The sequence below is a fragment of the Litoribacter populi genome (assembly GCF_007483685.1).
Classification (GTDB): Bacteria; Bacteroidota; Bacteroidia; order Cytophagales; family Cyclobacteriaceae; genus Litoribacter; species Litoribacter populi.
Genome location: NZ_VMKN01000002.1, coordinates 342361 through 367300 on the forward strand (window position 1 = coordinate 342361; position 24940 = coordinate 367300).

Sequence of the window (24940 nt, forward strand, 5' to 3'; positions counted from 1 at the left end):
TGCGGTCAATTCTAGTATTATCGGATTCATGATACAGAGGATGGGTGAAAAATATTATAAGCTATGAAAGTATGTATAAGTTAAACGCAAATGCTGCAAACTCTAAATCTAACCCTTTCCATTTTTATTCGTAACTTAAGATTCAAAAGAAGTTAACTATGATAGTTCAAGCAACACAGTTGCCAAACATCAAAGATTTGATGCAGACTTTGAGGGGCCAATTCGCCAATTACTCAGTTTATACATTTGAGTCTAAACCTCAAAAAAGTATAATTGTGCGAAAATCTGCCATAATCGGTGCCCAAGTAACAGTTCTATTTCTCCTCCAACCGTTTAATCATTTTTTTCATTTGCTGAATCTCTTTTTCCTGAGCCTTAATTATGTCTTCCGCTAATTTCTTTGCTTCTGGGTCATTAATATTTGCTCTTTCACTGGTAAGAATAGCAATGGAGTGGTGAGGAATCATCGCTTTCATCCAATGTATGTCGCCTATGATTGGTTTTTGCGTTCTGACCAAACCCAAGGCACTAATAAAAAGAAGAATACTACCTAGGAGAATAGCAATATTCTTTTTTTTGTTTTTGTACATTTTTCGCATAAAAAACCACATTATAACTGCCATGCATGAAATACCTAAGCAAGTCATGTAGAAACGGGTTAAGCTAAAATACACGTGGTCTATCGCATACGTGTTTAAGTACATTGTGATGTACATTGCAATAAAAGATGCACCAAGCATTAACATGAATTTTGTGTAATTGCTATTGTGATTATCCTGATTAGAATTTTCCATAGTTATTTAATTTTAAAAATTTGATCTATTCAATTTTAGCAGGCTAGCATTGATTGCAACCACAATAGTGCTAACACTCATTAACACTGCACCCATTGCAGGGCTTAAAATAAAGGTTGGATAATGGATTCCGGCAGCTAGGGGAATCGCTATGACATTATATCCTACTGCCCAAACAAGATTTTGCACCATTTTCTGATAAGTCCGTTTTCCAAAATCAATCATTTTTGCAACATCTCTTGGGTCACTGTTTACTAAAATGATATCGGCTGTTTCGGCAGCCACATCAGTACCAGAACCCACAGCAATTCCTACATCTGCCTGTGCTAATGTCGGTGCATCATTTACACCATCTCCCGTCATTGCTACAATTTCTCCTTCTGCTTGAAATTCTTTAATTTCCTCTTGCTTATTATGGGGTAAAAGATTGGCAAAAAACCGTCCATTCTCAACTTATTACTCGCTGCTGCTGCAATTTTTTCATTTTCGCCCGAGAGCAAGAAAGACTTGATGTGCATTTCTATTAAATCATTAATCGCCTGTTGAGATCCTTCCCGAATGGTATCGGCCAAGGTAATAATGCCTATTATTTCACCCACTATCAGCACAAAGTTTACGGTCTCTGCATCTTGATTGATATCTTTTGCCATTTCAGGTAATAGATGACCTTTGTCCTTGAAGTAATCGGCAGCTACTACAGTTTTGCCTTTTACACTAAAAGAGGGTTTTCTAAAATCACTCCTAGTGGAGTAGTATGGGATAGCGGTGAGGAGGAAGCTCCAAACCCTTATATACCAAAAACTTATACCATTTTTTAACTTAAAATATTTTCACTTTTCTAATATTAATACTATATTCACCCATGAACCTTATTACCGCAATGTTATTTTTCTGTTTATCCACATTTTAATCGTAACAATTACTTTAAGGCAGTAGCGCAAAATTTAAATTTTCATTAGCTAGTTTTATTATAGAGGACCTCTAGGTTGGTTTTTACTCTCTTTTCAAATCCATTTACGTTTCATTTTAAAGTGAAGTACTATGATGCATTTTTTGTTTATTGACGACAAGCTTATAGATTTATTGACTGTAGAAGAAAAGCCCTCCGGCGGGGCGGCAGTACAGGCGCTGGGCTGGATCAAAGGCCTACAGGAAGAAGGCCATCAGGTAAGCATTATTACGCGCACCGAACCGGGTCAGAAATTGAAAAAGGGATTTGCAGGCATAAACCTGATTCCATTTTTTGATGAAAAAAAAGGTATTCGCAAACTTCGCTGGGCAACATACCGCCTTCCCTATTTTTTTAAAAGGCTTAAGGAAGCAAAACCTGATTACGTCTACGTGGGCATCCCTTCCTGGAGTACCTTCTATTTTGGGTTGATGTGCAAGGTTCTTGGCATCAAGCTAATCGTAAGGATTTCAAGCGATGGGCTGGTGGACAAACGTATCTTGAAGAAACACTCCAAAAGCCATAGATTTTTGCAAAAGCTAGGTTTGTCGTTAAGTAACACCATCCTTTGTCAAAACGATTATCAGCTTGAGCAGATCAGTAGTCAGTTTCCGAATAAGAAAACTGTAAAACTTACAAACCCCATCTATCCATACCCACGCCCTGTCAATATGGGCATGCCTAAAAATGCCATAGTATGGCTTGGCCTTTTCAAGCCAGAAAAGAACCTAAAGCTATTGTTCGAAATAGCCACCATCATGCCAGATCAAGAATTTGTGGTAGCTGGAAAAGAAGAAAAAAATATCGACTCCATCACCCGGGCGTACGTAAAACGACTGCGGCAGCTTCCTAATGTGAAGTTTATCGGTTTCCTGCAGCGACATGAGGTCCTCCCCTGTTTAGCACAAGCCAAATTCCTATTGAATACTTCCCATTATGAAGGGTTCAGCAACACTTTCTTGGAGGCCATGTATGTAGGTACTCCCATACTTTCTTCTGAAGGGGTAAATCCGGACGGCATTCTAACCAAACACAAATTAGGAGTCGTGTACCATTCCAGAGAGGACCTGAGTGATAAACTTAAGGAACTTGACCCCAGAAGGCATGGCAAAATGCAGAACCATTGTCATAAATACATTTCCCAACATCATGACCACCGCATGCTGACACAAAAGCTGTTGGCCTTTTTGGAAAACAAAACCCTTATTAACATCGAACCGGCAGTGCCAGCAAAACCTTCGAAGTCGATGCCGGATTTGGCGAGTTGAAATAATGGGTACAAAATACAATAAAAACATCTCCCCGTCCAGGTTGTTTATGTACAGCAACCAAACTAAGCCTAGATGCCTAATACTCCGGTAATACCTGATTTTGAGGATTTTAAGAGAGACATCATAGAAATTTTTGAACACGTTACCCCTCATACTGAGGGGACACCTGATAAAGACCTGTATCCAGAAGGCCTGGAAAATCCGCCATTTGCCGTTTCCATTTGCACAGTAGATGGGCAGTGGCTTCAGTTAGGCGACCATCACTTATCATTTTCCATTCAGTCAATTTCTAAACCCATTAATTATGGGATTGCAATAGAGGAGTGCGGTAAGGAAACCGTACACCGGCATATCGGAAAGGAACCTGGTGCCGAAAACTTTGAAAAAGGAATGATCCTCAACCGGCACAACCTTCCCCATAACCCTATGATCAACTCCGGCTCGATCATGAGTGCTAGCTTAATCAAGCCTAACTTGGACAATGATAAAAAATTGGAACATGTAATGGGCATATGGAAAAAACTCTGTGGAGAAAAACCCCTGGGTTTTGACCAAGATGCATTTAAAAAAGAAATGGAGGCCTCCCATTCTAATTTTGCCTTAGCTCATATTATGATGAAGCATAATGCCTTTCCCGAAAATACGGACTTAAACAAAGCTGTTGAATTTCATTACATGTGCTGTTCCATAGGCATCAATATCGATGACTTAGCTCATGCAGCAGCTACACTGGCTAATTATGGCACTAGCCCGAGCAATGGAATTAAGGTTTTTGAACATGATACGGTAAAAGATATGCTGAGCCTGATGTTATCTTGCGGCATGTACGATCATTCAGGTGAATTTGCCTTCAATGTGGGGATTCCATCTAAAAGTGGTGTGGACGGAGGAATGATTGCCGTGATTCCGGAATTAATGGGGATATCTATATATTCACCTCCATTGGATGAACACGGTAATACTGTACGCGGTGTGAAGTTCTGTGAAAAATTGGTAGAAAAGTTCAACTTTCACAAACACGACGCTCTGTTCAGAAATGTGCATGGAAAGAAAGACCCACGAATTGACCATCGGAAACGGTAAATTTCAATGAATTTCCTTTACCCGCTGAAACTCTTTCCTTCAACAAAAAGTAAATCCCTAAAAGAAAACTTATGGAATTATTGAAAGTGGGGTCAGTGATAGTGACGGCGGTGTTTTTGATAAGGGCAATTATCAAAAAGGTGTTTGAGTGAGGGTTTAGAAGGTTAGCGTCCAGAATCGCATAGCTGCACTGTATACGATTCTGGACTGTTTAGAAGTTTACTATTTAAAAAGGTTTTGCGTCGCTTTGCGGTTTCTAAACTCCTAACCTTCTGGATGCGCGGAGCGCCAATTCAGAAATAACCTCCTAATCCTATTAATTCGGAAGTTTATCCGCAAACCTACCGTAGACCCAAGTACCGGCAATCGCACTCAGCAGGGTCACTGCAACGACACCAAAACCACTACCTATCTGGGCGAACAATGGTCCCGGGCAGGCGCCGGTAAGGGCCCAGCCCAAACCGAAGATGAAACCTCCTATGATTTGACCTTTTCTGAATTCTTTGTTGCCTATTTTAATCTGCTCACCGGAGATGGTCTTCACGTTAAATTTTTTAATCAAAAAGATGGAAAGCATTCCAACCGCAATGGCCGAACCGATCACTCCATACATAAAGAAGCTTTGCAGTCTGAACATTTCCTGGATCCTGTACCAAGAGATGATTTCAGCCTTTACAAATACGATCCCAAATAAGATCCCAACAATCAGGTACTTCAACAGGGACAAGCCTGTCTCGTCCATTTTCTGCATATTGGGTGCCTCACAATCTATGGGGCTATTTTGTATATTTTTTTGCTCTGTTTTCATTTTCTAGTTGTTTTGATGTCGGATGACTGATGACCGATGACCGATGTCGGATGACCGATGTTTCTAGGACCGGGCTTGTTACTTGCCATTTTGGCCATATCGCTATTTAAAGCTAATGGACACCTTGAATATTTATTTTTTTTGCGAAGAGGCTTTTGTAAAACTTTGTGCTCTCCTTTGTGACCATTTCTTTTCCGCGGCGCCTTTGTTCTATTTCTTTAGAATCCAACCAATGCCATGATGTGGGGTAAGATCAAGTGTGTCATGCCGAAACCTCCTAGCATGAAGAAGATGGTGGCTACCAAGGATGGCCACTGCAGGTTACTGATCCCCATGATGGCGTGCCCAGAGGTACATCCACCCGCATAGCGGGTACCGAAACCTACCATAAAACCGCCGATTACAAAGAAGAACAAGCCTTTCAAGGTAAATAGGTTTTCCCAGGAAAAGATTTCGGAAGGCATCAGGTTGCTAAAGCTGGTCATCCCCAAAGCCGCCAGATCTCTCTGGGTGGACTCCGCAACAACTACCGTATCTGGGTTGGAGATAAAAACAGTAGCGATGAATCCTCCAATCAGAACTCCCAGCACAAATACCAAGTTCCACATTTCCTTCTGCCAATTGTATTTGAAGAAAGGAATATTAGCTGGAAAACAAGCTGCACAGGCGTGCCTCAATGAGGAGGAGATTCCAAATGATTTATTACCCAGCAACAACAGGGCTGGCACTGTCAAGCCGATCAGGGGACCAGCAATATACCAAGGCCAAGGTTGTCTGATACATTCAATAAATTGTTCCATTTTTCTATTCTGTTTTAAAATCTATAATCCATTATCAGGTTGAAGTTCCACATATCCACCCGGTTAATCCGGTAACGATCAGGAACCTGGTTGGGGCGCTGGGCGGTCTTGTTGACCACCATAAACCTTAAGTCCATGCCTTGTAGAAAACCATCAAACTCGTAGTCCAGTTCGCCCACGAAATGGTAATAACTCGGCACCCCATATTTGTTTAACCCATAATTGTTAATATCTGGGTTTTTAACTGTGCTAGCCCCCAGAGCTCCTCTCCAATTATTATGGCCTTTCCAGTCATATTTGGCCGTAATAGCCCTCACGCCACCGTTGCCTTCAAACCTTTCCCTAGGCAAACTGGCATAAAACCTCTCCCGCCCCCATTCCCTTGGGAAGAGAAACCTTCCCGAATCGGAGATGCCGAGAAAATTTATCGACCAGGCGTGGTTTCCGTAATACCATCCTGCTTTACCACCTATTCCGTAGGTCTGTTCGCTACTCATGATAAAGGACGTGGATGGATTTTCATTGCCACCACCTGTCGGAGTTTGATAGAAACCTTGCAGTCCCACTTGAAGTCCTTGCTTCTCAAGACCAAACTTCCAGTCTGATTGGGCAAAGGTGGTATTGAACACATTTTCTGCCCAATAATTATATACATGCAAAGAACCTTTCTCATTCAATTTACGACTAACACCCAGCATCCCAATTCCGCTGGAGGAAATGTTTTCTTTATAACTGGAAGGTTCCCCTAAAGGATTGCGTCCAAATGGATAAACTCCAAAAGACTCCTCGATGCTATACCAATCCACGGTGCCCCGCATCGTAACATGCGTAAAGCCTCCACCATATATATCCCAATCATTGGTGGTATACCTAAGTGTCAGCCCACTGAAGGTGTTGGGCCTCATTCGGTTATCCTGTTCATTGAGAAAGGGGGTATTGACACTTTGCCGACCAAAAACTGCTTGGAAACCATCATTTAAGTAGGAAAGGTATAAATGTTCAAGCCTGTCCAGGTCCCGGGTATTTTCCAGGTCGTTCATGTCATAGAGCAGAATCTCATATCGGTTGACATTCCCGGTGACCGGGTCGGCAATCCTGAGATTATGCTCATGGAGCTGAAACACGAAGAACCCGCTGAATCCCACATGGAAGCCTTTAAACGAGGGGCTGTAATATCCCAACCCGGCACCTGTGGCCAGGGAGAAATAATTTAATAAAGCACCTTTGTTTCGGGTAGCCATGAAGAAGTTGCGGACATGAAAGTCCAGCTCCCCATTTTTGAGCCAGTCTCCAAGCGAACCGTACACCTGGCCGGCGCTGTCCATTTGGGCGTGTTTTTCTTGGGAGTAAGCCACAAGAGAAACAAAGAAGGCCACTAGGAACAGATACTTTTTCATCACATTACAAAGATACATCATCATGTTGTGCCATTACAGTGACATTCATCACACTGCAAGTCCTGAAATCAAAAACGGCGAGAACTAGGTCTCGCCGCTTAGGGGTTTGTTTGGTTTAAAATGTTGTACTAGGTACTATGTACTAGGTATTTTTAGGTCAGGGGCTTGTTTTATGCCTTTTTGGCCGATTCGCACAAGGAAATCAATTATCTCCGCATGGAAGCCATTGTGTCCTTCGTGAAAACTTTGTGCCTTTTGACCCATTTTTGCTTCCCCAAAGAGGCCTTAGTGCGACTTCGTGGAAGCTTTGTGACCTTTGTGCCCCATTCCAGCGCTGTGTTTTTACAGCAACGTAGAAGGACATACATACTCGCTCACTTGGAATTTGCCAGAGTCTTTGATGGCTTTAAAACCGCCGGCAACATCAATAAGCTTGTCGTATCCTCTTGCTCTCAATATAGAGGTAAAGATCATGGAGCGGTATCCTCCTGCGCAATGCACGTAATAGGTTTTGTCCATGTCCACTTGGGCCATGTTTTCATTGATGTAATCCAAAGCCACATTTTCAGCTCCCAATATATGTTCACTGGCATACTCACTGTTTTTTCTAACATCCAATACTGATGCCTGGGGATCTTTTTCTTTGATTTCAGCAAGCTCTTCTACCGAAATGGATGTGATGGTATCCACTTCCTTGCCTTCGGTTTTCCAAGCTTCGAAACCTCCTTTCAAATAACCTAAAGCATTATCGTAACCCACTCGGGCCAATCTGGTAATAACTTCTTCCTCTCTTCCTTCATCGGCAATAATAAGAAGCTCCTGCTTCACGTCAGGTATCAAAGTCCCTACCCAAACGGCAAATGACCCGTCGATACCGATGTTGATGGAGTTAGGCACAAAGCCTTTGGCAAACATCTGAGGGGCTCTGGTATCCAGAAGGATGGCGCCGGTCTCATTAGCCGCTGCCTCAAACTCCGCAGGGGTAAGAGCTCTTAGGCCTCTCGTCAATACCTCGTCGATATTGTTATAACCCTGAATGTTCATCATCACATTTTGTGGGAAATAAGACGGAGGAGGAGTAAGCCCGGTGATCACCTGCTTGATAAATTCCTCTTTGCTCATGTCCTGCAAAGCGTAATTGGTTTTCTTTTGGTTGCCCAAAGTATCGGAAGTTTCCTTGCTCATGTTCTTTCCGCAGGCACTGCCGGCTCCATGGGCAGGATACACGATCAAGTCATCGGAAAGCGGCATGATCTTGTTTCTCAAGGAATCATACAGATAACCGGCAAGTTTGTCTTGGGTAAGATCTTTCACTACTTTTTGCGCCAAATCAGGTCTTCCTACATCACCGATAAACAAGGTGTCGCCAGTGAAGATGGCCTCTTCTTTTCCTTCCTCATTAATCAAAAGGAAAACGGAGCTCTCCATGGTATGACCAGGAGTGTGGATCACTTTGATCTTGGCATTTCCAATGGCAAATTCCTGCCCGTCTTCCGCCACCACAGCATCAAACCCAAGTTTCATCTCTGTGGGGCCAAACACGATCGTAGCACCGGTCTTAGCGGCCAGGTCCTTATGTCCGGATACGAAGTCAGCGTGGAAGTGGGTCTCAAATACATATTTGATTTTCACACCGTTTCTTTCAGCCTTCTCGATATAAGGCTGCACCTCTCTCAAGGGATCGATGATAGCGGCTTCTCCATTGGATTCAATATAGTAGGCTCCCTGAGCCAAACATCCGGTATAAATCTGTTCTATTTTCATGGTATCAGTTTTTCTAATTTTATATAACAAAGTTAATCTATGAAATGCTCAAGCAAAATGACATTTGTCACATTACACTTTCGCATGCTGCTTGATCACTTGGACCAACTGCTGGGCGGGCACCACACCTGACTGCCTCCACAAAGGTTTGCCATTCTGAAACAAAATCAAAGTAGGTACGCCTCTAACCTGAAACTTGCTCGCAGCGAGTTGATTTTTATCCACATCCACTTTGATTACTTTCACAGCAGTCCCCATCTGTTTGGTAACATCCTCCAAGATTGGCTGCATCATCTGGCAGGGACCGCACCAGGTGGCAAAGAAATCCACCAAAACCGGCTGTTCCCCGGAGATTAGCTCGTTGAAAGATTTAGGTTTATTTTGAGTGCTCATCTTCTCTTTATTTAATTGAACAATACAAATTTACTATATAAATAAGGTCCAAATCGGTAATTTTTATCACACAACCGACCAAAAGACTAAAAAAAAAATGCCGCAAGAAAGTTTCCCTATTGCGGCATTTTATGATTTCAGTTATGGATATTATCTTCCAAAATGCTGGCCTAGCATGCCTCCGAGAATGGATCCGTAAATAGCACTGCTCCATGGCCTGCCTGTGATGGCGCAACCCTGGTCGCAGCCTACAAACCTATAATATAAATATCCTCCGACCGCACCCACCAAAATTCCCAGCACGGTAAATATAATTGCTCTATTGTCCACAGTTACGCTGTTTCATAAGGCCAGTTCATGATGCCGCCTTTCAGGTTATGTACCTTTTCAAATCCCTGATCAGCCATAATACCTGCAGCGGATCCGCTTCGGTTGCCACTTCTGCAGTAAAGATAATACTGCTTGTCCTTGGGTAGTCCAGCTACTTTTTTAGCAAAATTAGACCCCATCACGTCGACATTTCTGGCACCCTTAATCTTGCCGCTTGCAAACTCACCCCCACCGCGCACATCAATGATGACCGCGTCTTTGCTTTTCATTCCTTCATGAAAGGCATTGGCATCAAGATCAACATATTTTTTTGGTTTGCTTTTAAAGATATCGAAGAACATAATAAATTTCAGTTTAAGTTTAAACAAAGATACCTCTAACCACCTATCCTTACGGTAATTAAAGTCACACAACCATAGAAAAAAGAAAAGCCTTTCCGAAGTGGAAAGGCTTGTCACTAACTAATCGTCTTTTTTCACCAAATACCCTTTGATCTGGTCACCCATGTCAATGATTTTTTCACCTTCCAGTTCATGGTGGAGGATGCTGGCCCCTATGGCAGACCGGTAACCCGTCCCGCAATGCACCACGATGGGTTTGTCAGTCGGGATTTCACCTGCCCTTTCCGCCAGTTCCGGAAGGGGAATGTTTACCGAATGCTCAAACACAGGATTATCCTCATGCTCATCCTCCCCTCTTACATCGACTACGGTAAATGCCTCTGGATTTTGATCAAATTCAGCTTTGTCAAACTGCTGCATTTTCTCTCCATCCATTCTATTGTATACAAAGACTCCTTTGATGCTGGGTCCATATCCCACCGAATCGGCATGGTCCACCAAATGTGAAAGGCGCTCCGGATTGTCGGCCACCACAAAGAATTCCGTATCAGGATCCACCATTTTTTTCAGGAATTCCCCAAATTTGGCTTCTTGAATGTTGATGGCTCCGGGCAAATGGGATTCTTTGAACTTGGCCTGCGGCCGACCATCGATAATCACCGCCCCGCCTTCAGGGTTATAGTTCTCCTCCATTAGCGGTATGTCCTTTTTGGACGGCGCCAACCTCTCGTCCTGTGCAATTGCAGCGTTACCGAACATGCCGGCTAAAGCTGTGAGAATCAGTAGTTTTTTCATATTTATTTTTTTGTACCAGGCACCATGTACAAAGCACCAAGTATTTAAGTATCAAAGGTTAATTTCTTTCCCTTTAGGCCTTATTCCCGACATCCGACATCCGACATCGGTCATCTATCAACCAAACTCCTTAATTGCCTCACTCATATCCATCACCGTTTTGTCAGGAAAGGCATTTTTCACAATACTGCTCCCTGCCGCCGAGCGGTAGCCGCCTGCACAGTGCACTACTATAGGCCTATCTTTAGGTATTTCATTCACCCGCTCCCTCAATTCTGGAAGTGGAATATTGATGGCAGAATTAAATTTTTTGTCCCCTTTTGTTTCACTTGCGTTTCTGATATCCAGGATGGTATAAGCGTCCTTGTTTTCCTTGAATTTCCCTTTATCAAAGGCATCAAATCCCTTTCCATCCGAACCAGTATAAATAAAGGCCCCTTGGATATTGAGTTCATAACCTATCTTGGCCGTTTTCCTGATCAGTTTATTCAAGGTTTGCGAATCTTCAGCCACCAAGTAAAAGGGCTCATTTGGAGCTACTATACTTCCAAGCCAAGTTTCAAACTTCTCTCCGTCCATGATATTAATAGCCCCGGGAAGGTGGGATTCTTTATACTTGCCACTAGGTCTTCCATCCACTATGATAGCTCCTTGTTCAGGCATAAAATTTTCATCCATTTTTCTCACCTTCTTTACGCTGTCCTCATAGTTTGGTGCTCCCTGCTTATTAAGGTCCACATCATAAGGAAAATATTTAGGGATAAAGGGCTGATCCTCGAGTAGAATTTCCACAAACCTATCCTCGCTCATTTCTTGAAGGGCGTAATTAGATGCTTTTTCCTGACCTATGGTGCTGCTGTTAGCATCGCTCATGGATTTGCCGCACAGGGAGCCGGAACCATGGGCTGGATAGACCACCACCTCATCAGCAAGCTTCATGAGTTTTTCGCGAGTACTTTGGTACATCTGTCTGGCCAGTTCCTCTCGTTTAGCCTGCATCTTACCGGATTTCTCACGAAGGTCTGGTCTTCCTACATCTCCAATAAAAAGGGTGTCTCCGGTGAAGACCGCCTTGTCCTTGCCATCCTCAGACACCACAATGCTGATACTATCGGGGGAGTGGCCAGGGGTATGGAGCGCTTTGAATTTCACTTTATCCCCAAGGCTGATTTCATCCCCTTCATCAAATGCCTGATGAGGATAGTCGGCCTCCACCATCTCGCTGATGTAAACGGTAGCACCGGTTGTTTTATGGATTTCGTAATGTGAACTTATAAAATCAGCATGTGGGTGCGTTTCGATCACCCCAACGATGTCCCCCTGCTTTTGCTTTGCAAAATCATAGTATTGCTGTGGATCTCTTCCCGGATCGACCAGGATCACCTTGTTATCCGCTACTATGGCGTATGAAAAATGGGATAAGCCCTTGTCCTCAAATTGCTTGATTTCCATAAATGATAATTGTTTTAGGATTAGGTTAATGGTTTGATTTTATTTAATACAAAAATAGTTCAATTTCTGACAATACTTCGTGACTTGAGTCACTTAATTAGCTGATTACTAAAAGAATTTCAAAAATTTCTTATCCCACCTATAACAATAATTTGATAGTTTCACTATCTTTGTAAATATTTCAAGATTATTTTTAACTATTAGTATTTTATACGTGTAGCTAGTAATATCAACTAAACAAAATTGAGTTGATTACTATCGGGTGGGCCAGCCGGTCTTTTTTATAAGTTTTTTTTATATCCTAAACCTAAAACCCCTGGCCTATGAACTTGGATACTTCCTGACCACACTATTCCCGTACGATTTAGATTTTTGATTTGAAATGGCATCCCACAGGTGCTATACGGGACCCCTATGCTCTTTTTCTATCTATTTATCAAACTGAGAAATTATGAAAACCTTTACAACAAACGCTATCACAAGACTTTTGTATGTTGCCTTATCGGTATTGATGGGAGTCGTGAATTTAACCCATACTTATGGCCAAAGAATCTTCGGTGTTGCATCAGAGGCAGGTCCAAAAGGCGGGGGAACGGTGTTCTCCATGGATCCGTCCGATGGCAATTTTACCGTTGAACATGCATTTGAATTGCCCATTAGCGGACCCTTTGCTTTGTTTGAAGGCATTGATGGAAATTACTATGGTGTAAATAGCGGCGGCATTTATGGTCAGGGCGCCATAAGTAGGTACTCTGCTGAGGGCATGGAAATGGAGGTTTTGCACTATTTCGAGGGCGGAAACAATGGCCGACAACCTTATTCGGATCTAGTTCAGGATGAGGCAGGATATTTCTACGGGGTTGCATTGGGTGGCCAATTTGATGACGGCTTGATTTTCAAGCTTTCACCTGGTGGTGAATATACTATTCTATACCATTTCGATACTTCCAGCGAAGTAGCCGGCTCGCCAGCAGGTGGACTTACACTAGGTAGCGAAGGAAAACTTTACGGAGCAAATAGTTCTGGAATAGGGCGTGGCAGTTATGGAGCTATATTCTCAATAGAAAGGGACGGATCAGGTATGACTGTTTTAAAAACCTTTGAAGACATAATGGATGGAAGTCCCAGGTCAAAATTACATAAGGGGCCAGATGGATTCCTTTATGGGTTAGCTGATTTTGATCCTTTTTTGTACAAAATTGCCCCTGACGGAAGCGGCTATGAGATCATAGGCACCCTGGACCGGAGTTTGGCAAGCTTCTCTTTGGTAAACCATCCTGACAGTTCGACCGGCATTATCTATGGCTTGGCAATTCAGGGCTTTGTGGGTGGGGAAACCAAGATTTTCAAGATAGACACGCAAACAGACGAAATGGAAATACTTTATTCCATGGAATCTCCCCAGAGCGACGGATCAAGAGTTGATACGGGATTGTTGATAGATGAGGATGGATATTTATATTGGCTGACCCGATCGGTTAGGGCCAACTCCCAAATACACCGTTTAGATCCAGGTTCCAAAAATCTCACCATTTACTCCACGCTTGAATCTGAACAAGGCTATATAAACGCTACCTCTATAAATTTTGAACGAGATGGGTCAATTGTAGGCGTGGGTTCTATCCGAGAAAACGTAACCTCCCTGATTTTCAGGCTTGATTCAGATGAAAGCAGACCCAGCATTATTTATGAAAAAGGAATTATCGACCCCTATGGACCTAGAGGTAAGCTATTGGAGACTTCCTTTGGGAAAATTTACGGCGTAGCTGGTGGCGGGAAAGGAACTGGAACTATCTATGGCATAAATGCCGACGGAACCGGATTTACTGTTTTAAGAAACCTGGATTTCAATGAGGATGGCAGAGACCCTAACGGCTTGATTGAAGGCAGTGATGGGAATATCTATGGGATAAATTCAGGAGGTGGAGTTCTCCTGAGTGGCACCATCTTCAAAATGTCTCCAGACGGAACTGAATTTACAGTCCTCCGGCACTTACATCCCAAACTGGATGGGGGCAACGTAAATGGAAACCTAGTGGAAGGGCCAAATGGACTTTTTTACGGGGTGGCAAGAGAAGATGGTCCTGAGGGATTTGGAAGTTTGTTCAGCATCAGCAAGAACGGTGATTTTGAAGTAGTTTACAGCTTTTCGCAAGCCAGAGCCGGTCGTTCTCCAAATGGTTCACTCACCCTTGGTCAAGATGGAAGACTGTATGGTTTTACCACCGAAGGGGCCAGAAATAGAAAAGGCTATAGTATTGGTTTGGACGGTAGCGATCTACAGGTGCTTTACGAGACACCTTTCCGCGACCAGGGCATGTATCCTATCGACCAAATGGTGGAAGGGGATCCCGGGGTTTTCTACGGTGTGATGGTCACAGGGCCGGACGATTTTTTCAGCTTCCTGGATTTTGGACTGGTCTTCAAGCTGACTGTGGAAGATCTTAATTTTGAGATCCTTCAAACCTTTGTGGTGGAGGAGGATGGGGTACCGTATACTGGGCTTGCCATTGATAACCAGGGTAATCTTTATGGTGGGACTGATATAAATTTCCAGCCGTATGACCCGGTAACTCAAGCGGGAGTGATTTTCAAGCTCAGTGCAGGCGATTATAAATACGAGGTATTGAAAAATCTTAATGAATCCTCGGATGGAAAAGGGGTGACTGGAATTAATTTCATCAAAGGTGATCTCCCTGATTGTATTGAAATTAAACTCGGTGAACTCATCATCGACCCCGAAAAACGCGCCCCAATTGGCAAAACAATCAGACCTACTGTGGCGGTGAATTCGATCGGTCCCTCCTCGGCAACCTGGCAATGGGGAAATGAAGAATCATCTGCAGTAGAAATGGGCGAAAATAAAATCGCCGGGGCTTTCAAATATGAAGAAGCCGGGCTTTACCGAATAGCTCTTGAATATGCGGATGGATGTGGTCAAACCAAAACAGTGGAAAGTGACCCCTACCCCGTTTACGACCCAGATGCAGGTAGGCTGATCGGTGCAGGGTGGTTCAATTCCCCTCAAGGAGCCTACATTTCCAAACCGCGGTCCGCAGGGCGGGCATTCTTCAACATCAATGCCCTATACCACCGCAACAGCAAGACTCCTAGTGGAATGGCCAGCTTCAGTACCAGGGATTTCAGTTTCCACAGCACCTATTTCAACTGGCTGGTCATCGATGATGAAAAGGCCGTGCTACAGGGTGTGGGCAAGGTCAACGGACGTGGCAATTTTGGTATTTTGATGAGTGCTGTGGAGGGTAATCTAGAAGGCGAATCCACCGGCAGATTGCGCGTCAAAATCTGGGATCGAAACCGGGATGATCTGCTCATTTATGACAATGACATGGATGCTCCAACTGACGCCTTGGCGGAAAATTCAATTGACCAAGGCACCATCAACATCACAGATAGAAGAACGAAAAAATATCAGAAAGACTATCAGGCTTTGCTCGAAATCAAGGCCTATCCCAACCCAGCTAGCGACAGAATATATATTGACTTGGGGGACATTACTCCTGAAATGATCAATACCCTGCTGACCGATGCTTATGGCACTTTTGAAATCAGGAACTTGCACAGAAAAGTGGATGGTAACAGGCTTGAATTTGACCTGACTACTTTAAAATACGGCACCTATTACATCAGGATACAGACTGAGAATGGGTCTCACAGTATTAAGATTCTAAAACGCTAAATAATTTACTACCGGAGCGACCCATCTGAGCTAGCTCCGGTTTTTTGTGTTTTTCGGCTTTCGGTATGGGGAATTTTTCCATTTAAGTATTCATCAAGGGGCTTTTAGGTCCCAAAATCTTCAAGCTTATAATTTTCAGAAAATGAAGAATCAATTTTACAAATCATTCAGAATTTGGGTGAAAGCGGTTTTGATATGCTTTTGTCTAGTAAGTTTTGTTGGCTTGCCAAAGGTGAAGGGGCAGGATGTCTTTTGGGGAATTTCGGGATTTGGCCCCCTAGGAGGGGGTTCGATTTATTCGATCAATTCGGATGGCACGGATTATCAGCAAAGACATGCTTTTACACCATCACCTCAATTAACCGGCGAACTGTTGGACATTGGAGATGGCTTCCTATATGGTATTTCAACCGGCAGAGATAGAGGTTCCATTGTGAGGTTCAGCTCCGACGGATCTTTTTTTGAGACGATACATTCCTTGGCATTGCAACCTTTTGGTAAGCTGGTTTTGGGCAGCGATAATATGCTCTACGGCACCGCCCATCATTTTGCTAACCAATCTCCTGTGGTGATTTTCAAAATCAATCCGGATGGTTCAGGGTATGAGGAGATATATAATTCCAATGAAGCTGAGTTTAAAATATCCTGGAATGTAGGACTAAAAACAGCCCATAATGGATTTTTGTATTCCCTTTCTCCCGATGGAATCTTCAAGATCAGTCTCGATGGCTCATCAATTTCCATTCTTGAAACCAGCAGCAATGACCTCAGTGATCATAGGATAGCAAGCTTGGTCCAAGATGAGGAAGGGATCTTGTATGGTTTTGAAAGAAGTGACAACAGGATCTTTCATCTGTACAAAATACATCCTGATGCAGGAAAGTTTGAGGTACTTTACGCATTTGAGTATGAACCAGGAGATTCCTTCGAAGCGGACCTTATAGTTGGGGCAGAAGGATTCCTCTACGGCATGTTCGGCCAAGATAGTTGGGACGGAGATCCCACCTCTGGAACAGTATTTCAAATCGGCCGAGACGGAACAGGCTTTTCAGTGCTCCATGAGTTTGTGGACTCAGCCCCTAGCGGCTCTTTGGTTGAATCAAACGGCAATTTATATGGGATTGAAGTTGATGAAGATCGGGACGGATTTTTATTCAGGATTGATGTGGACAGTGGTGGGTTTACACAAGTTTTATCCCTGGAAACTTTCCCCTCCAACTCCAGTCTTACTTTAGGGTCTGACAGCAACCTGTATGGATTATTCGTTCCTGCTGACAGAAGCATTATTTTCAGCATTGTGCTGGACGATTACAGCTACCGAACTATTGTTGCCCCCACTTCCGATGGTTCTTCTCCCAATAACATTGTTGAAGGGCAGGATGGCTACTTCTACGGAACTACAGTAGCAGGGGGCGTGTTCGGAAGAGGTACATTTTTCAGGATCAGTCCTCAGGGGAATGATTTCCAGGTACTTCACCACTTGGAAGTGACCATTACCAAACTCATCGAAGGGACCGATGGCGATTTTTATGGGATAGGCGAAGTGACGGAAAATTCCCATCACCTCTTTCGCATCACCACTGAGGGGCTCCACTCTCTGAGAGAATTCCCTGCCCTTTACCGGGACTTGTTGCAAGATCAGGAGGGCTTCCTTTACGGAATTTTCGTTGATTTAAATGAAGAGGCTAGCATTTTCAAAATCAGTACTGACGGTAATGAATTTGAAATATTGTTTTCCCCCAGCCAGCAACATCCTTACAGACTTCAACAAGGTCCATTCCTATTAGCACAAAATGTTTTCATTTATGTAGGGGCAAGAGTAGCGGGTTCCTTTGACCAAAACCTGATTTTTAGGGTTAACATTGACGGATCAGATTTTGAAGTCCTCAGGACTCAAGAGGACTGGCTGGAAGACATGATCCCCGGATATTTTTTGGAAGGAAGTGACGGATTGATATATGGGGTTTTGTTGGATATAGAAGGAGGCGCACCGTGGCTATTCAGTATGCAGCCTGATGGATCGGGTTTCCAGAGTTCCCAGCTCCCCATTCCTTCTTTTATATACAGTTTAAGATTCGAATGCAGGGATGGATATCTGTATGGAGATGGGGAAGACATAGATGATCCAACTACTTTCCTATACAGGGTGGCTAAAGATGGCACAGATGCCTCAAGAATTTACGTTTCTGAGGGTGGAATCAACCCGGTTGGTCCTTTTGTCCTACAACAACGCGATTGCCCTACCCCATCAAGCCCCGAACCCATAATCTCTGACAGTTTGATCGCTATAGGTGATGAGATTTCCGTCTTTGTATCCATTACCGAAGAAAAGGATTGGCTTACCGCCACCTGGCACTGGGGCGATGGTGAAACTTCCGAGGCCAGCTTCACCGATACCATTGCGGTGGGCACCCATTCCTACACCCAGGCAGGCTCCTATTCAATAACTTTGGTTTTAACCGATGACTGCGGCACGGCCACTTCCCCACCAGTTGCAGTGGAAGTTACCGATGAGGCTCAGCCTAGCACAGGCTCCGTGAAAGGAATCGGAATGTTCGCCTCACCTAGAGGCGCATATGTTGCCAAACCACAGATGAGGGGCATGGCTCACTACAGCATCCACGCCAAAGCCGATAACGGAAAAGTTTCCGGCACCTTCCAGTTCAAGATTGCTGACCTACAGTTCCGAAGCTCTAAATATGATCAGTTGATAATTGAAGACAATAGAGCTTGGCTCTATGGTGAAGGCAAGATCAGAGGAAAGGGCAAATATGGGTTCCTGTTAGCCATGGTCGATGAGGAAGACAGTCCTAATGAGAAGAGCTATAAAAAATGGAAAACCCGAGGAAAGGACAAACTCCGCGTCAAGATATGGAATATCAGCAAGGACAACCGGATTGTCTATGACAACCAACTTGGAGATTCCGATGATGCAGTGGCCGTTAGGAATATTGAAAGGGGCACCATTATCATACTCGAAGAGGTAACAAGCCCCGGGATTGAGTTGGACAAGGACTTCATCATAGAGCAACTTAAGAAGATCAAGGCTTATCCTAATCCGGCTAGCGATAAAATTTACATTGACCTAGGGGATATCACACCCGAAATGATCAATACCATGCTGACCGATGCTTATGGAACCTTTGAGATCAGAAATCTTTATAGAAAAATGGATGGGAATCTACTTGAATTCGATTTGTCTAGTTTGAAACATGGTACTTATTATATCAGGATTCAGACTAAAAATGGATCGCAGAGTATTAAGATTTTGAAGAAATAGAGACGAGAGACCAAACCAGTAAAAAGAAATCCCGCGCCATACTGCGCGGGATTTTTCATGTGGAAACAACAATTAAGAATGACGGATGTGGGATGACGGATGCTCGATGACGGATGCCCGATGACTGAGGAGCCCTGAACTCAATTAATAACCCATATTTTGCAGGATATCATTCATTTTCATTTCTTTCCTCTTCACCTTTCTTTTTCAATTTCGCGAGCTCTTCTTTGCTATAGGCTTTTCTGGAAATCAGCACAAAGAGGACCGGAACCAAGAAAATGGTCATGGTAGTAGCGGCTATCATCCCTCCGAAAACCGTCCAACCGATAGTCTGTCTGGCTAAGGCCCCTGCACCACCTGCAAATGCTAACGGCAAGATCCCCAATATAAACGCTAAGGAGGTCATGATGATGGGTCTTAAACGAAGTTGGGCTGCCTCTCGTGCCGCACGTTTGATTGAATAACCCTGGTCGACTCGCTCCTTGGCATATTCTACGATCAAAATTGCGTTCTTGGCGGCAAGTCCTACCAAGGTCAACAATCCAATCTGGGCATACACGTTATTTTCCAATCTTGGGAAGAGTAACAGCGTGAGAATCGCCCCAAAAGCACCCGTCGGCACAGCTAACAGAACGGAAAAAGGAACCGACCAACTTTCATACAAGGCAGTCAAACATAGAAAAACGAAAACGATGGATAGTAAGAAAATGATGATGGTGCTTGAGCCGGTTTTTACTTCTTCCCGGGTGATGCCTGAAAACTCATATCCATATCCAGTGGGAAGGTGTTTGGCGGCCAAACCCTCCAAGGCAGCAATGGCATCCCCAGAGCTTTTACCAGGGGAGGCTTCACCATTGATGGTAGCCGAGCGGAAGAGGTTAAAATGGTTGATCAAAGGAGCGTTTTCTATCAGCTCCACCTCAGCAAGTGAGCTTAATGGTGTAAGTCCACCCGTATCGTCTCGTAGAAAAAACTGGGAAATTGCCTCAGGCTTTCCCCTGTATTCACTATCCGCCTGCACCAAAACCCGGAAATTACGCCCGTAAAGGATAAAATCGTTCACATAAAAACTCCCTAGATATGCCTGAAGGGTTCTGTATGCTTCACCGATATTAAGCCCAAGCCTAGCGGTTTTCTCCCGATCAAGATTGAATCTATAGGCAGGGGTGGATGCGCTGAAAAAGCTGATGGCATTGTTGATGTCTGGATGGTCATTGGCTTCCTCAATGAAAGCTTGCAGATTTTCTTCAAAATCCTTGATATCTCCTCCGGCTTCCAATTCCTGGAATACAAAGGAAAACCCTGAAGTACTGCCCAGCCCGGGAATTGCAGGTGGGGCGAGTATAACAATTTTTGCCTCAGGAAGCTCTTCTGCGAGAATACCTTCCAACCTATCCCTTACTTCAAAGGCACCTTGACCACTTCCCTTTCTTTCATTCCAAGGAGTCAGCTGAGTGAAAACGGTCCCACTGTTGGACTTAGTGGCAAAGTTGACGGCATTCAGGCCGGTCACAGCAGAGTAATGCAGCACTTCTTCCTGTTCGTCCAATATCTCCATCAGCCTTTTGATGGTAGAAAGTGATCGTGCTGTGGAAGAGCCTTCGGGAAGTTCAAAGGCAACAAAAAGTCGCCCCTCGTCCTCCACGGGAATAAATCCGGTGGATTTTTGTTGAAACATAAAGACAGTGGCCACTGCAAGCACCACCAGGCCAATAATAAAATACAGAGACTTGGAAAAACTCCACTTCACCTTTCTGATATACCAATCTCCCATTCTATCAAACCATGTATTGAAAAGATGGAAAAAGCGGTTCAGACCAGTGGACTTCTCCGAAACCTCGGTAGGCTTGAGCAAGAGGGAACAGAGCGCCGGGGTGAGGGAAAGTGCAACAAACCCAGAAATCAATCCTGATACTGCCACCGCCATAGCAAACTGCTGATAGAGCCTGCCCAGAATACCAGGAATAAAGCCCACCGGAATAAATACCGAGGCCACAATAAGCGACATGGCAATTACTGGTCCTGAAATTTGCTTCATAGCCTTGCTCACCGCCTCTTTGGCCGATATTTTCTCCTTTTGCATGATGGCAGTAGTAGCTTCCACCACCACAATTGCATCATCTACCACAATTCCAATAGCAAGTACAAAACCGAACAAGGTCAACGTATTGATAGTAAATCCGAGGGGAACGAACAATGCAAAAGTCCCGACAATGGATACTGGGATAATCAAAATGGGGATAAGCGTTGCCCGCCAATTTTGCAGAAAAAGAAATACCACCAGGCAGACCAGTGCCAGGGCAATAAATAGTGTTTTCAACACCTCATTGATGGATGCATCCACCACTGATGCGGACTCAAACGGGATGATATAATCCAGGTCTGGCGGGAAATTTTCCTTCAATCTATCCATCGTTTCCCGAATGCCTTCTTCTGTCTCGAGAATATTACTCTCAGGAGTCTGGTAAACCAACAAATAGGCAGCTGGGAAACCGTCTGTAAAATTATTGGGGGCGTAATCAAACCGGCCTAATTCTACTTCAGCCACATCCCTGAGATAGACCAGGGCATTGGTATCTTCATCAGCCTTTAATATAACTTGTTCAAATTCCTCCACGCTTTCAAGGCGCCCATTTGAAAATAAGGTGTACTCAAATGCCTGGTAATCGGGCTGGGGTGGTGCCCCCAATCGACCGGCGGCAATCTGAATATTTTGTTCCTGTAGAGAATTGATTACATCCGAAGCAGTGAGACCAAGTTGGGCCAGACGATCGGGCTTGAGCCAAACACGCATACTGAAATCCTCTGCCCTTGCGAAAATATCCCCCACCCCTGGCACTCTCAACAGTTCATCCTTGACAAAGATATTGGTGTAATTATTCAGAAAATCTATATCATGGGTACCATCAGGGGAAAACAGTGAGACAATTAAAAGTATACTCGGATTCCTTTTCCGGATGGTCACCCCTAGTCTTCTGACCTCCTCGGGCAGGAGTGGCTCAGCGATACTAACCCTATTTTGGACCTCCACTGCAGCCACATCTATGTCTGTACCTACCTCAAAGGTGATATTGATAGTCATACGCCCTTCGCTACTGGCGGTGCTTTCGATGTAGGACATGCCCGGGGTACCATTGATTTCTGTTTCGAGGGGGGTGATGACTGTTTGCTCAATCGTTTCGGCATCTGCTCCAGTATAAACGGCCGTGACTTGAATGGTGGGAGGCGTAATGTTAGGGTATTGGGAAACGGGCAGACCTACGATGGCCAAAATGCCAAAGAGCAATATGAAAATGGATACCACGATGGCGGTATTGGGCCGCCTGATAAATACATCTGCTATCATCTCCTCTGATTTTCTTCTACCCTTACGGCAGCACCATCACTCACCCGCTGGATACCTTTAACAATCACTTCCAGTCCCTCTTCCAATCCCTCGAGCACCACTGTTTCTCCTTCTAGCTTCCTTCCAGTTTGGACTTTAACCTGTCTGGCTTCCCCGTTTTCCACTATAAACACAGAAAATTCACCCATCTGCTCCTGCACCGCCTGCTCTGGAACCAGTAAGACCTCCCTACTTTCCTCCTCTTTTACAATTAAAGTAGCGCTTAATCCAGGTCGTAAGAGATATTCTGGATTAGGAAAAGTAAGTCTGATTTGAATCGTCCCAGTATTTCTATCCACCGCCCGGTCGATGATTCTGATCTTACCTGTGAAAGGATAGCTTTGTCCATCCGGCAATCTGAGAAGGAAAACCGAGTCCGCCTCCGTATCCTCATTAAACTGTAGGGAGGTGAATTTTCGCAGGTATCTTTCCTCCGGAAAAAAATCAACTCCCATGGGCTCGTCGCGGGAAAGGGTATTCAAAAGCGTCTGCCCAGGCTGTACCAGTGTACCCTCCCGCACTTGGGAAAAACCGATGGTGCCGTCAAAGGGCGCATGAATACTTGCATATTGTAGGTCTATCCTAGCGTTTTCAAGGTTTGCTTCAGCAGCGGCAACTTCCTGTTCGGCATTGCGGACTTCAGTCACGGCATTGTCATATATCTGTCCCGCAATGGCATCCTCCTCTTGAAGGGCTTCATACCGGCGAAGATCCCGCTGCGCTCTTTCTAGGTTGGATTTGGCAATGGCAAGGGCTGATTCTGCCTGCTCTTTTCTTGCTGCAAATCTTGTTTGGTCGATTTGATAGAGCAGTTGGCCTTTTTTTACCCGCTGCCCTTCTTCAATATTAATTCGGGTGACATATCCGTTGACATCTGCCCTCAATTCCACTTCCTCCAAAGCTGTGACCGTGGCTGGGTATTGCTGGGTAAAATTTACAGCGGCTTTTCGCACTTTCACCGTTTCCACTACTGTACTTTCATCTTCCTCTTTTTCCTCCCCGCAGGAAGAAAAAACTGCACAAAGCCCTAGTAGGACCAATATGGATAAATATCGGTGATATGTATTATTAGTCTTCAATCGTATAAGTTTACATCAATGGTTCCTCTGGCCCTTAGCACTTCCAGTCTGCTGGTCATCATCCTGAATAGGGCGTTGTAATAATTAATCCTGGCCGTTCTCAAGTCGGTTTCTGCTTGAATCACCTCCAAAAAATTCTTGATCCCTTCTTCGTATTGCAGACTTACCGTATTGTAAATCTCCTCGGCTAACTGTTTGTTGCTCTCCAAAATCCTAAACTCGTAAAACCTGGATTTATAGCCGGAGAGGGCCTCCTCATGCTCCCTGTTGATTTGAAGTAATAGGCCCTCCTCTGCAAACTTGAGTTGCTCATACTCTAGATTGGCGGCACGGATGTCGTGGTTTCTTCTTCCTCCCTGAAAAATGGGAAAATTGAGGCGGAAACCTGCCAAAGAATTGGGGTAAGCCCGGTTAAAGATTTCATTGCCAAATGGCGTTTGATAAATGATGTTATAATTGAAAAAAGCACTCAAGGTTGGGATATATCTTCTCCGAAAATAGCTGACCTCTTGGTCCTGCAAATCCTGTCGGGTCAATAGCAATTGATAATCTGGTCGCTTTCCAGCATCCACGGCTTCCAAGGTATCCAGCGAACTTTGATAAATGAGCCTTTCCTCATCATAAACCAGTTCAATTGGGTGGGAAATGCCGCTTCTCTCTTGTAGAGTTGCCAATCGGGCCTTATAATCCTGTTCTGCTTCAAACAATGCTGCTTGGGTATTTTGAAGGGTAATAGTTGCCCTTTTATAATCAATATTGTCCGTTATCCCCGCTTCATACAGCAATCTAGCATCCTTGAGCTGTCTTTCTTGCCTGGCAAGGTCTTCTTTATTGATCCTGATTTGTTCTTGGCTGAGCAGGGTTTCATAAAATGCCCTCCCCACTTCCAAAATGAGGTCAAGTTTAGATTCCTCCACCTGATAGGCGGCTTCTTTCCTTCTGAGATCCGCTTGGCCTTTGGCCAAAAAAAGCTCGTTGTTGAAAAGGGATTGTTCAACAAAAAAGTTAACGTTGGAGTTGAACGGCACCCCAGTTCTGACTTCCTGAAATTCCCCAGATTCAGGATTGTTGAAATCCGGGAAGATGGCCACTGGCTGCTCAAAGTATCTAAAGTAATCCGCAAATATCCCGGCTTGGGGAAGCCACCCCGACATATCCGATTTCACCTGGGCATCAGCTATATCCTCCTGAAGCCGCATTTGGCGGAAAATGGGTTGGTTTTGGAGACTAAATTCTACTATTTCATCTAAGGAATACGCCACCGTATCCTGATTGGCTGACAATTGGGTTAGGCTTGAAAAAAATAAAATTAAAAAGAT

General features: G+C 44.2%; 19 protein-coding genes. 4 read left to right on the forward strand and 15 right to left on the reverse strand.

Annotated elements, in window-relative coordinates:
• Positions 1 to 314: 314 nt before the first annotated feature.
• From FPL27_RS17310 to FPL27_RS20315, 3 genes are read right to left on the reverse strand one after another with little or no spacing between them, the layout of a single operon-like run.
• Complete coding sequence (locus tag FPL27_RS17310) at positions 315 to 794, reverse strand: DUF305 domain-containing protein (protein ID WP_143962485.1); 480 nt, start codon at positions 792 to 794, stop codon at positions 315 to 317.
• 12 nt (positions 795 to 806) lie between these two features.
• Positions 807 to 1193 (reverse strand): HAD-IC family P-type ATPase, encoded by a 387-nt coding sequence (locus FPL27_RS20310; RefSeq protein ID WP_394348530.1) that lies wholly within the window; start codon positions 1191 to 1193, stop codon positions 807 to 809.
• Complete coding sequence (locus FPL27_RS20315; RefSeq protein ID WP_394348529.1) at positions 1160 to 1444, reverse strand: hypothetical protein; 285 nt, start codon at positions 1442 to 1444, stop codon at positions 1160 to 1162. The genes FPL27_RS20310 and FPL27_RS20315 overlap by 34 nt, the downstream gene beginning before the upstream one ends.
• A 391-nt stretch (positions 1445 to 1835) precedes the next feature.
• Here FPL27_RS20315 and FPL27_RS17320 point away from each other — a divergent pair, with 391 nt between their 5' ends.
• Together FPL27_RS17320 and glsA are read left to right on the forward strand one after the other, a co-directional pair.
• Entirely contained in the window at positions 1836 to 3011 is a 1176-nt protein-coding gene (locus FPL27_RS17320) for a glycosyltransferase family 4 protein (protein WP_143962486.1), read from the forward strand.
• A 75-nt stretch (positions 3012 to 3086) separates the two neighbouring features.
• Positions 3087 to 4097: a glutaminase A gene (gene glsA, locus FPL27_RS17325; RefSeq protein WP_143962487.1), complete on the forward strand. Its 1011-nt coding sequence runs from the start codon at positions 3087 to 3089 to the stop codon at positions 4095 to 4097.
• Positions 4098 to 4413: 316 nt separating this feature from the next.
• Here the strand turns inward: glsA and FPL27_RS17330 are convergent, their stop codons facing one another.
• The 9 genes from FPL27_RS17330 to FPL27_RS17370 form a co-directional block, all read right to left on the reverse strand.
• Positions 4414 to 4905: a DUF6691 family protein gene (locus FPL27_RS17330; RefSeq protein WP_143962488.1), complete on the reverse strand. Its 492-nt coding sequence runs from the start codon at positions 4903 to 4905 to the stop codon at positions 4414 to 4416.
• 218 nt (positions 4906 to 5123) lie between these two features.
• A complete protein-coding gene (locus FPL27_RS17335) occupies positions 5124 to 5705 on the reverse strand; it encodes a YeeE/YedE family protein (RefSeq protein WP_143962489.1) in 582 nt (193 codons plus the stop codon).
• Between the two features lie 14 nt (positions 5706 to 5719).
• Positions 5720 to 7102 (reverse strand): OprD family outer membrane porin, encoded by a 1383-nt coding sequence (locus FPL27_RS17340; RefSeq protein ID WP_235893491.1) that lies wholly within the window; start codon positions 7100 to 7102, stop codon positions 5720 to 5722.
• Positions 7103 to 7444: 342 nt separating this feature from the next.
• Positions 7445 to 8866 carry an MBL fold metallo-hydrolase gene (locus FPL27_RS17345; protein WP_143962490.1) on the reverse strand — a complete coding sequence of 474 codons (1422 nt, stop codon included), beginning with the start codon at positions 8864 to 8866 and terminating at the stop codon, positions 7445 to 7447.
• 72 nt (positions 8867 to 8938) lie between these two features.
• The gene (gene trxA / locus FPL27_RS17350) at positions 8939 to 9259 is read right to left on the reverse strand and encodes a thioredoxin (protein WP_143962491.1); all 321 of its coding nucleotides are present in this window, start codon (positions 9257 to 9259) and stop codon (positions 8939 to 8941) included.
• A 150-nt stretch (positions 9260 to 9409) separates the two neighbouring features.
• Positions 9410 to 9589, reverse strand: coding sequence for a hypothetical protein (locus tag FPL27_RS17355; RefSeq protein WP_143962492.1), 180 nt, complete (start codon positions 9587 to 9589; stop codon positions 9410 to 9412).
• A 2-nt stretch (positions 9590 to 9591) separates the two neighbouring features.
• A complete protein-coding gene (locus FPL27_RS17360) occupies positions 9592 to 9930 on the reverse strand; it encodes a rhodanese-like domain-containing protein (RefSeq protein WP_143962493.1) in 339 nt (112 codons plus the stop codon).
• Between the two features lie 120 nt (positions 9931 to 10050).
• Positions 10051 to 10725, reverse strand: a complete 675-nt coding sequence (locus FPL27_RS17365) for a rhodanese-like domain-containing protein (protein WP_143962494.1) — start codon at positions 10723 to 10725, stop codon at positions 10051 to 10053.
• A gap of 117 nt (positions 10726 to 10842) precedes the next feature.
• The gene (locus tag FPL27_RS17370; protein WP_143962495.1) at positions 10843 to 12177 is read right to left on the reverse strand and encodes an MBL fold metallo-hydrolase; all 1335 of its coding nucleotides are present in this window, start codon (positions 12175 to 12177) and stop codon (positions 10843 to 10845) included.
• A gap of 451 nt (positions 12178 to 12628) precedes the next feature.
• On the opposite strand from FPL27_RS17370, the gene FPL27_RS17375 reads away from it, so the two are divergent.
• Entirely contained in the window at positions 12629 to 15877 is a 3249-nt protein-coding gene (locus tag FPL27_RS17375; protein WP_143962496.1) for a choice-of-anchor tandem repeat GloVer-containing protein, read from the forward strand.
• 142 nt (positions 15878 to 16019) lie between these two features.
• Complete coding sequence (locus FPL27_RS17380; protein WP_143962497.1) at positions 16020 to 19157, forward strand: choice-of-anchor tandem repeat GloVer-containing protein; 3138 nt, start codon at positions 16020 to 16022, stop codon at positions 19155 to 19157.
• A 169-nt stretch (positions 19158 to 19326) separates the two neighbouring features.
• On the opposite strand, the gene FPL27_RS17385 is transcribed toward FPL27_RS17380, so the two are convergent.
• Genes FPL27_RS17385 through FPL27_RS17395 form a run of 3 tightly spaced genes read right to left on the reverse strand, consistent with a single transcriptional unit; the run spans position 19327 to position 24904 of the window.
• Positions 19327 to 22503, reverse strand: a complete 3177-nt coding sequence (locus FPL27_RS17385; protein ID WP_143962498.1) for an efflux RND transporter permease subunit — start codon at positions 22501 to 22503, stop codon at positions 19327 to 19329.
• Positions 22500 to 23621 carry an efflux RND transporter periplasmic adaptor subunit gene (locus FPL27_RS17390; RefSeq protein ID WP_185974410.1) on the reverse strand — a complete coding sequence of 374 codons (1122 nt, stop codon included), beginning with the start codon at positions 23619 to 23621 and terminating at the stop codon, positions 22500 to 22502. The genes FPL27_RS17385 and FPL27_RS17390 overlap by 4 nt, the downstream gene beginning before the upstream one ends.
• A complete protein-coding gene (locus FPL27_RS17395; RefSeq protein ID WP_185974411.1) occupies positions 23618 to 24904 on the reverse strand; it encodes a TolC family protein in 1287 nt (428 codons plus the stop codon). The genes FPL27_RS17390 and FPL27_RS17395 overlap by 4 nt, the downstream gene beginning before the upstream one ends.
• Between the last annotated feature and the right edge of the window lie 36 nt (positions 24905 to 24940).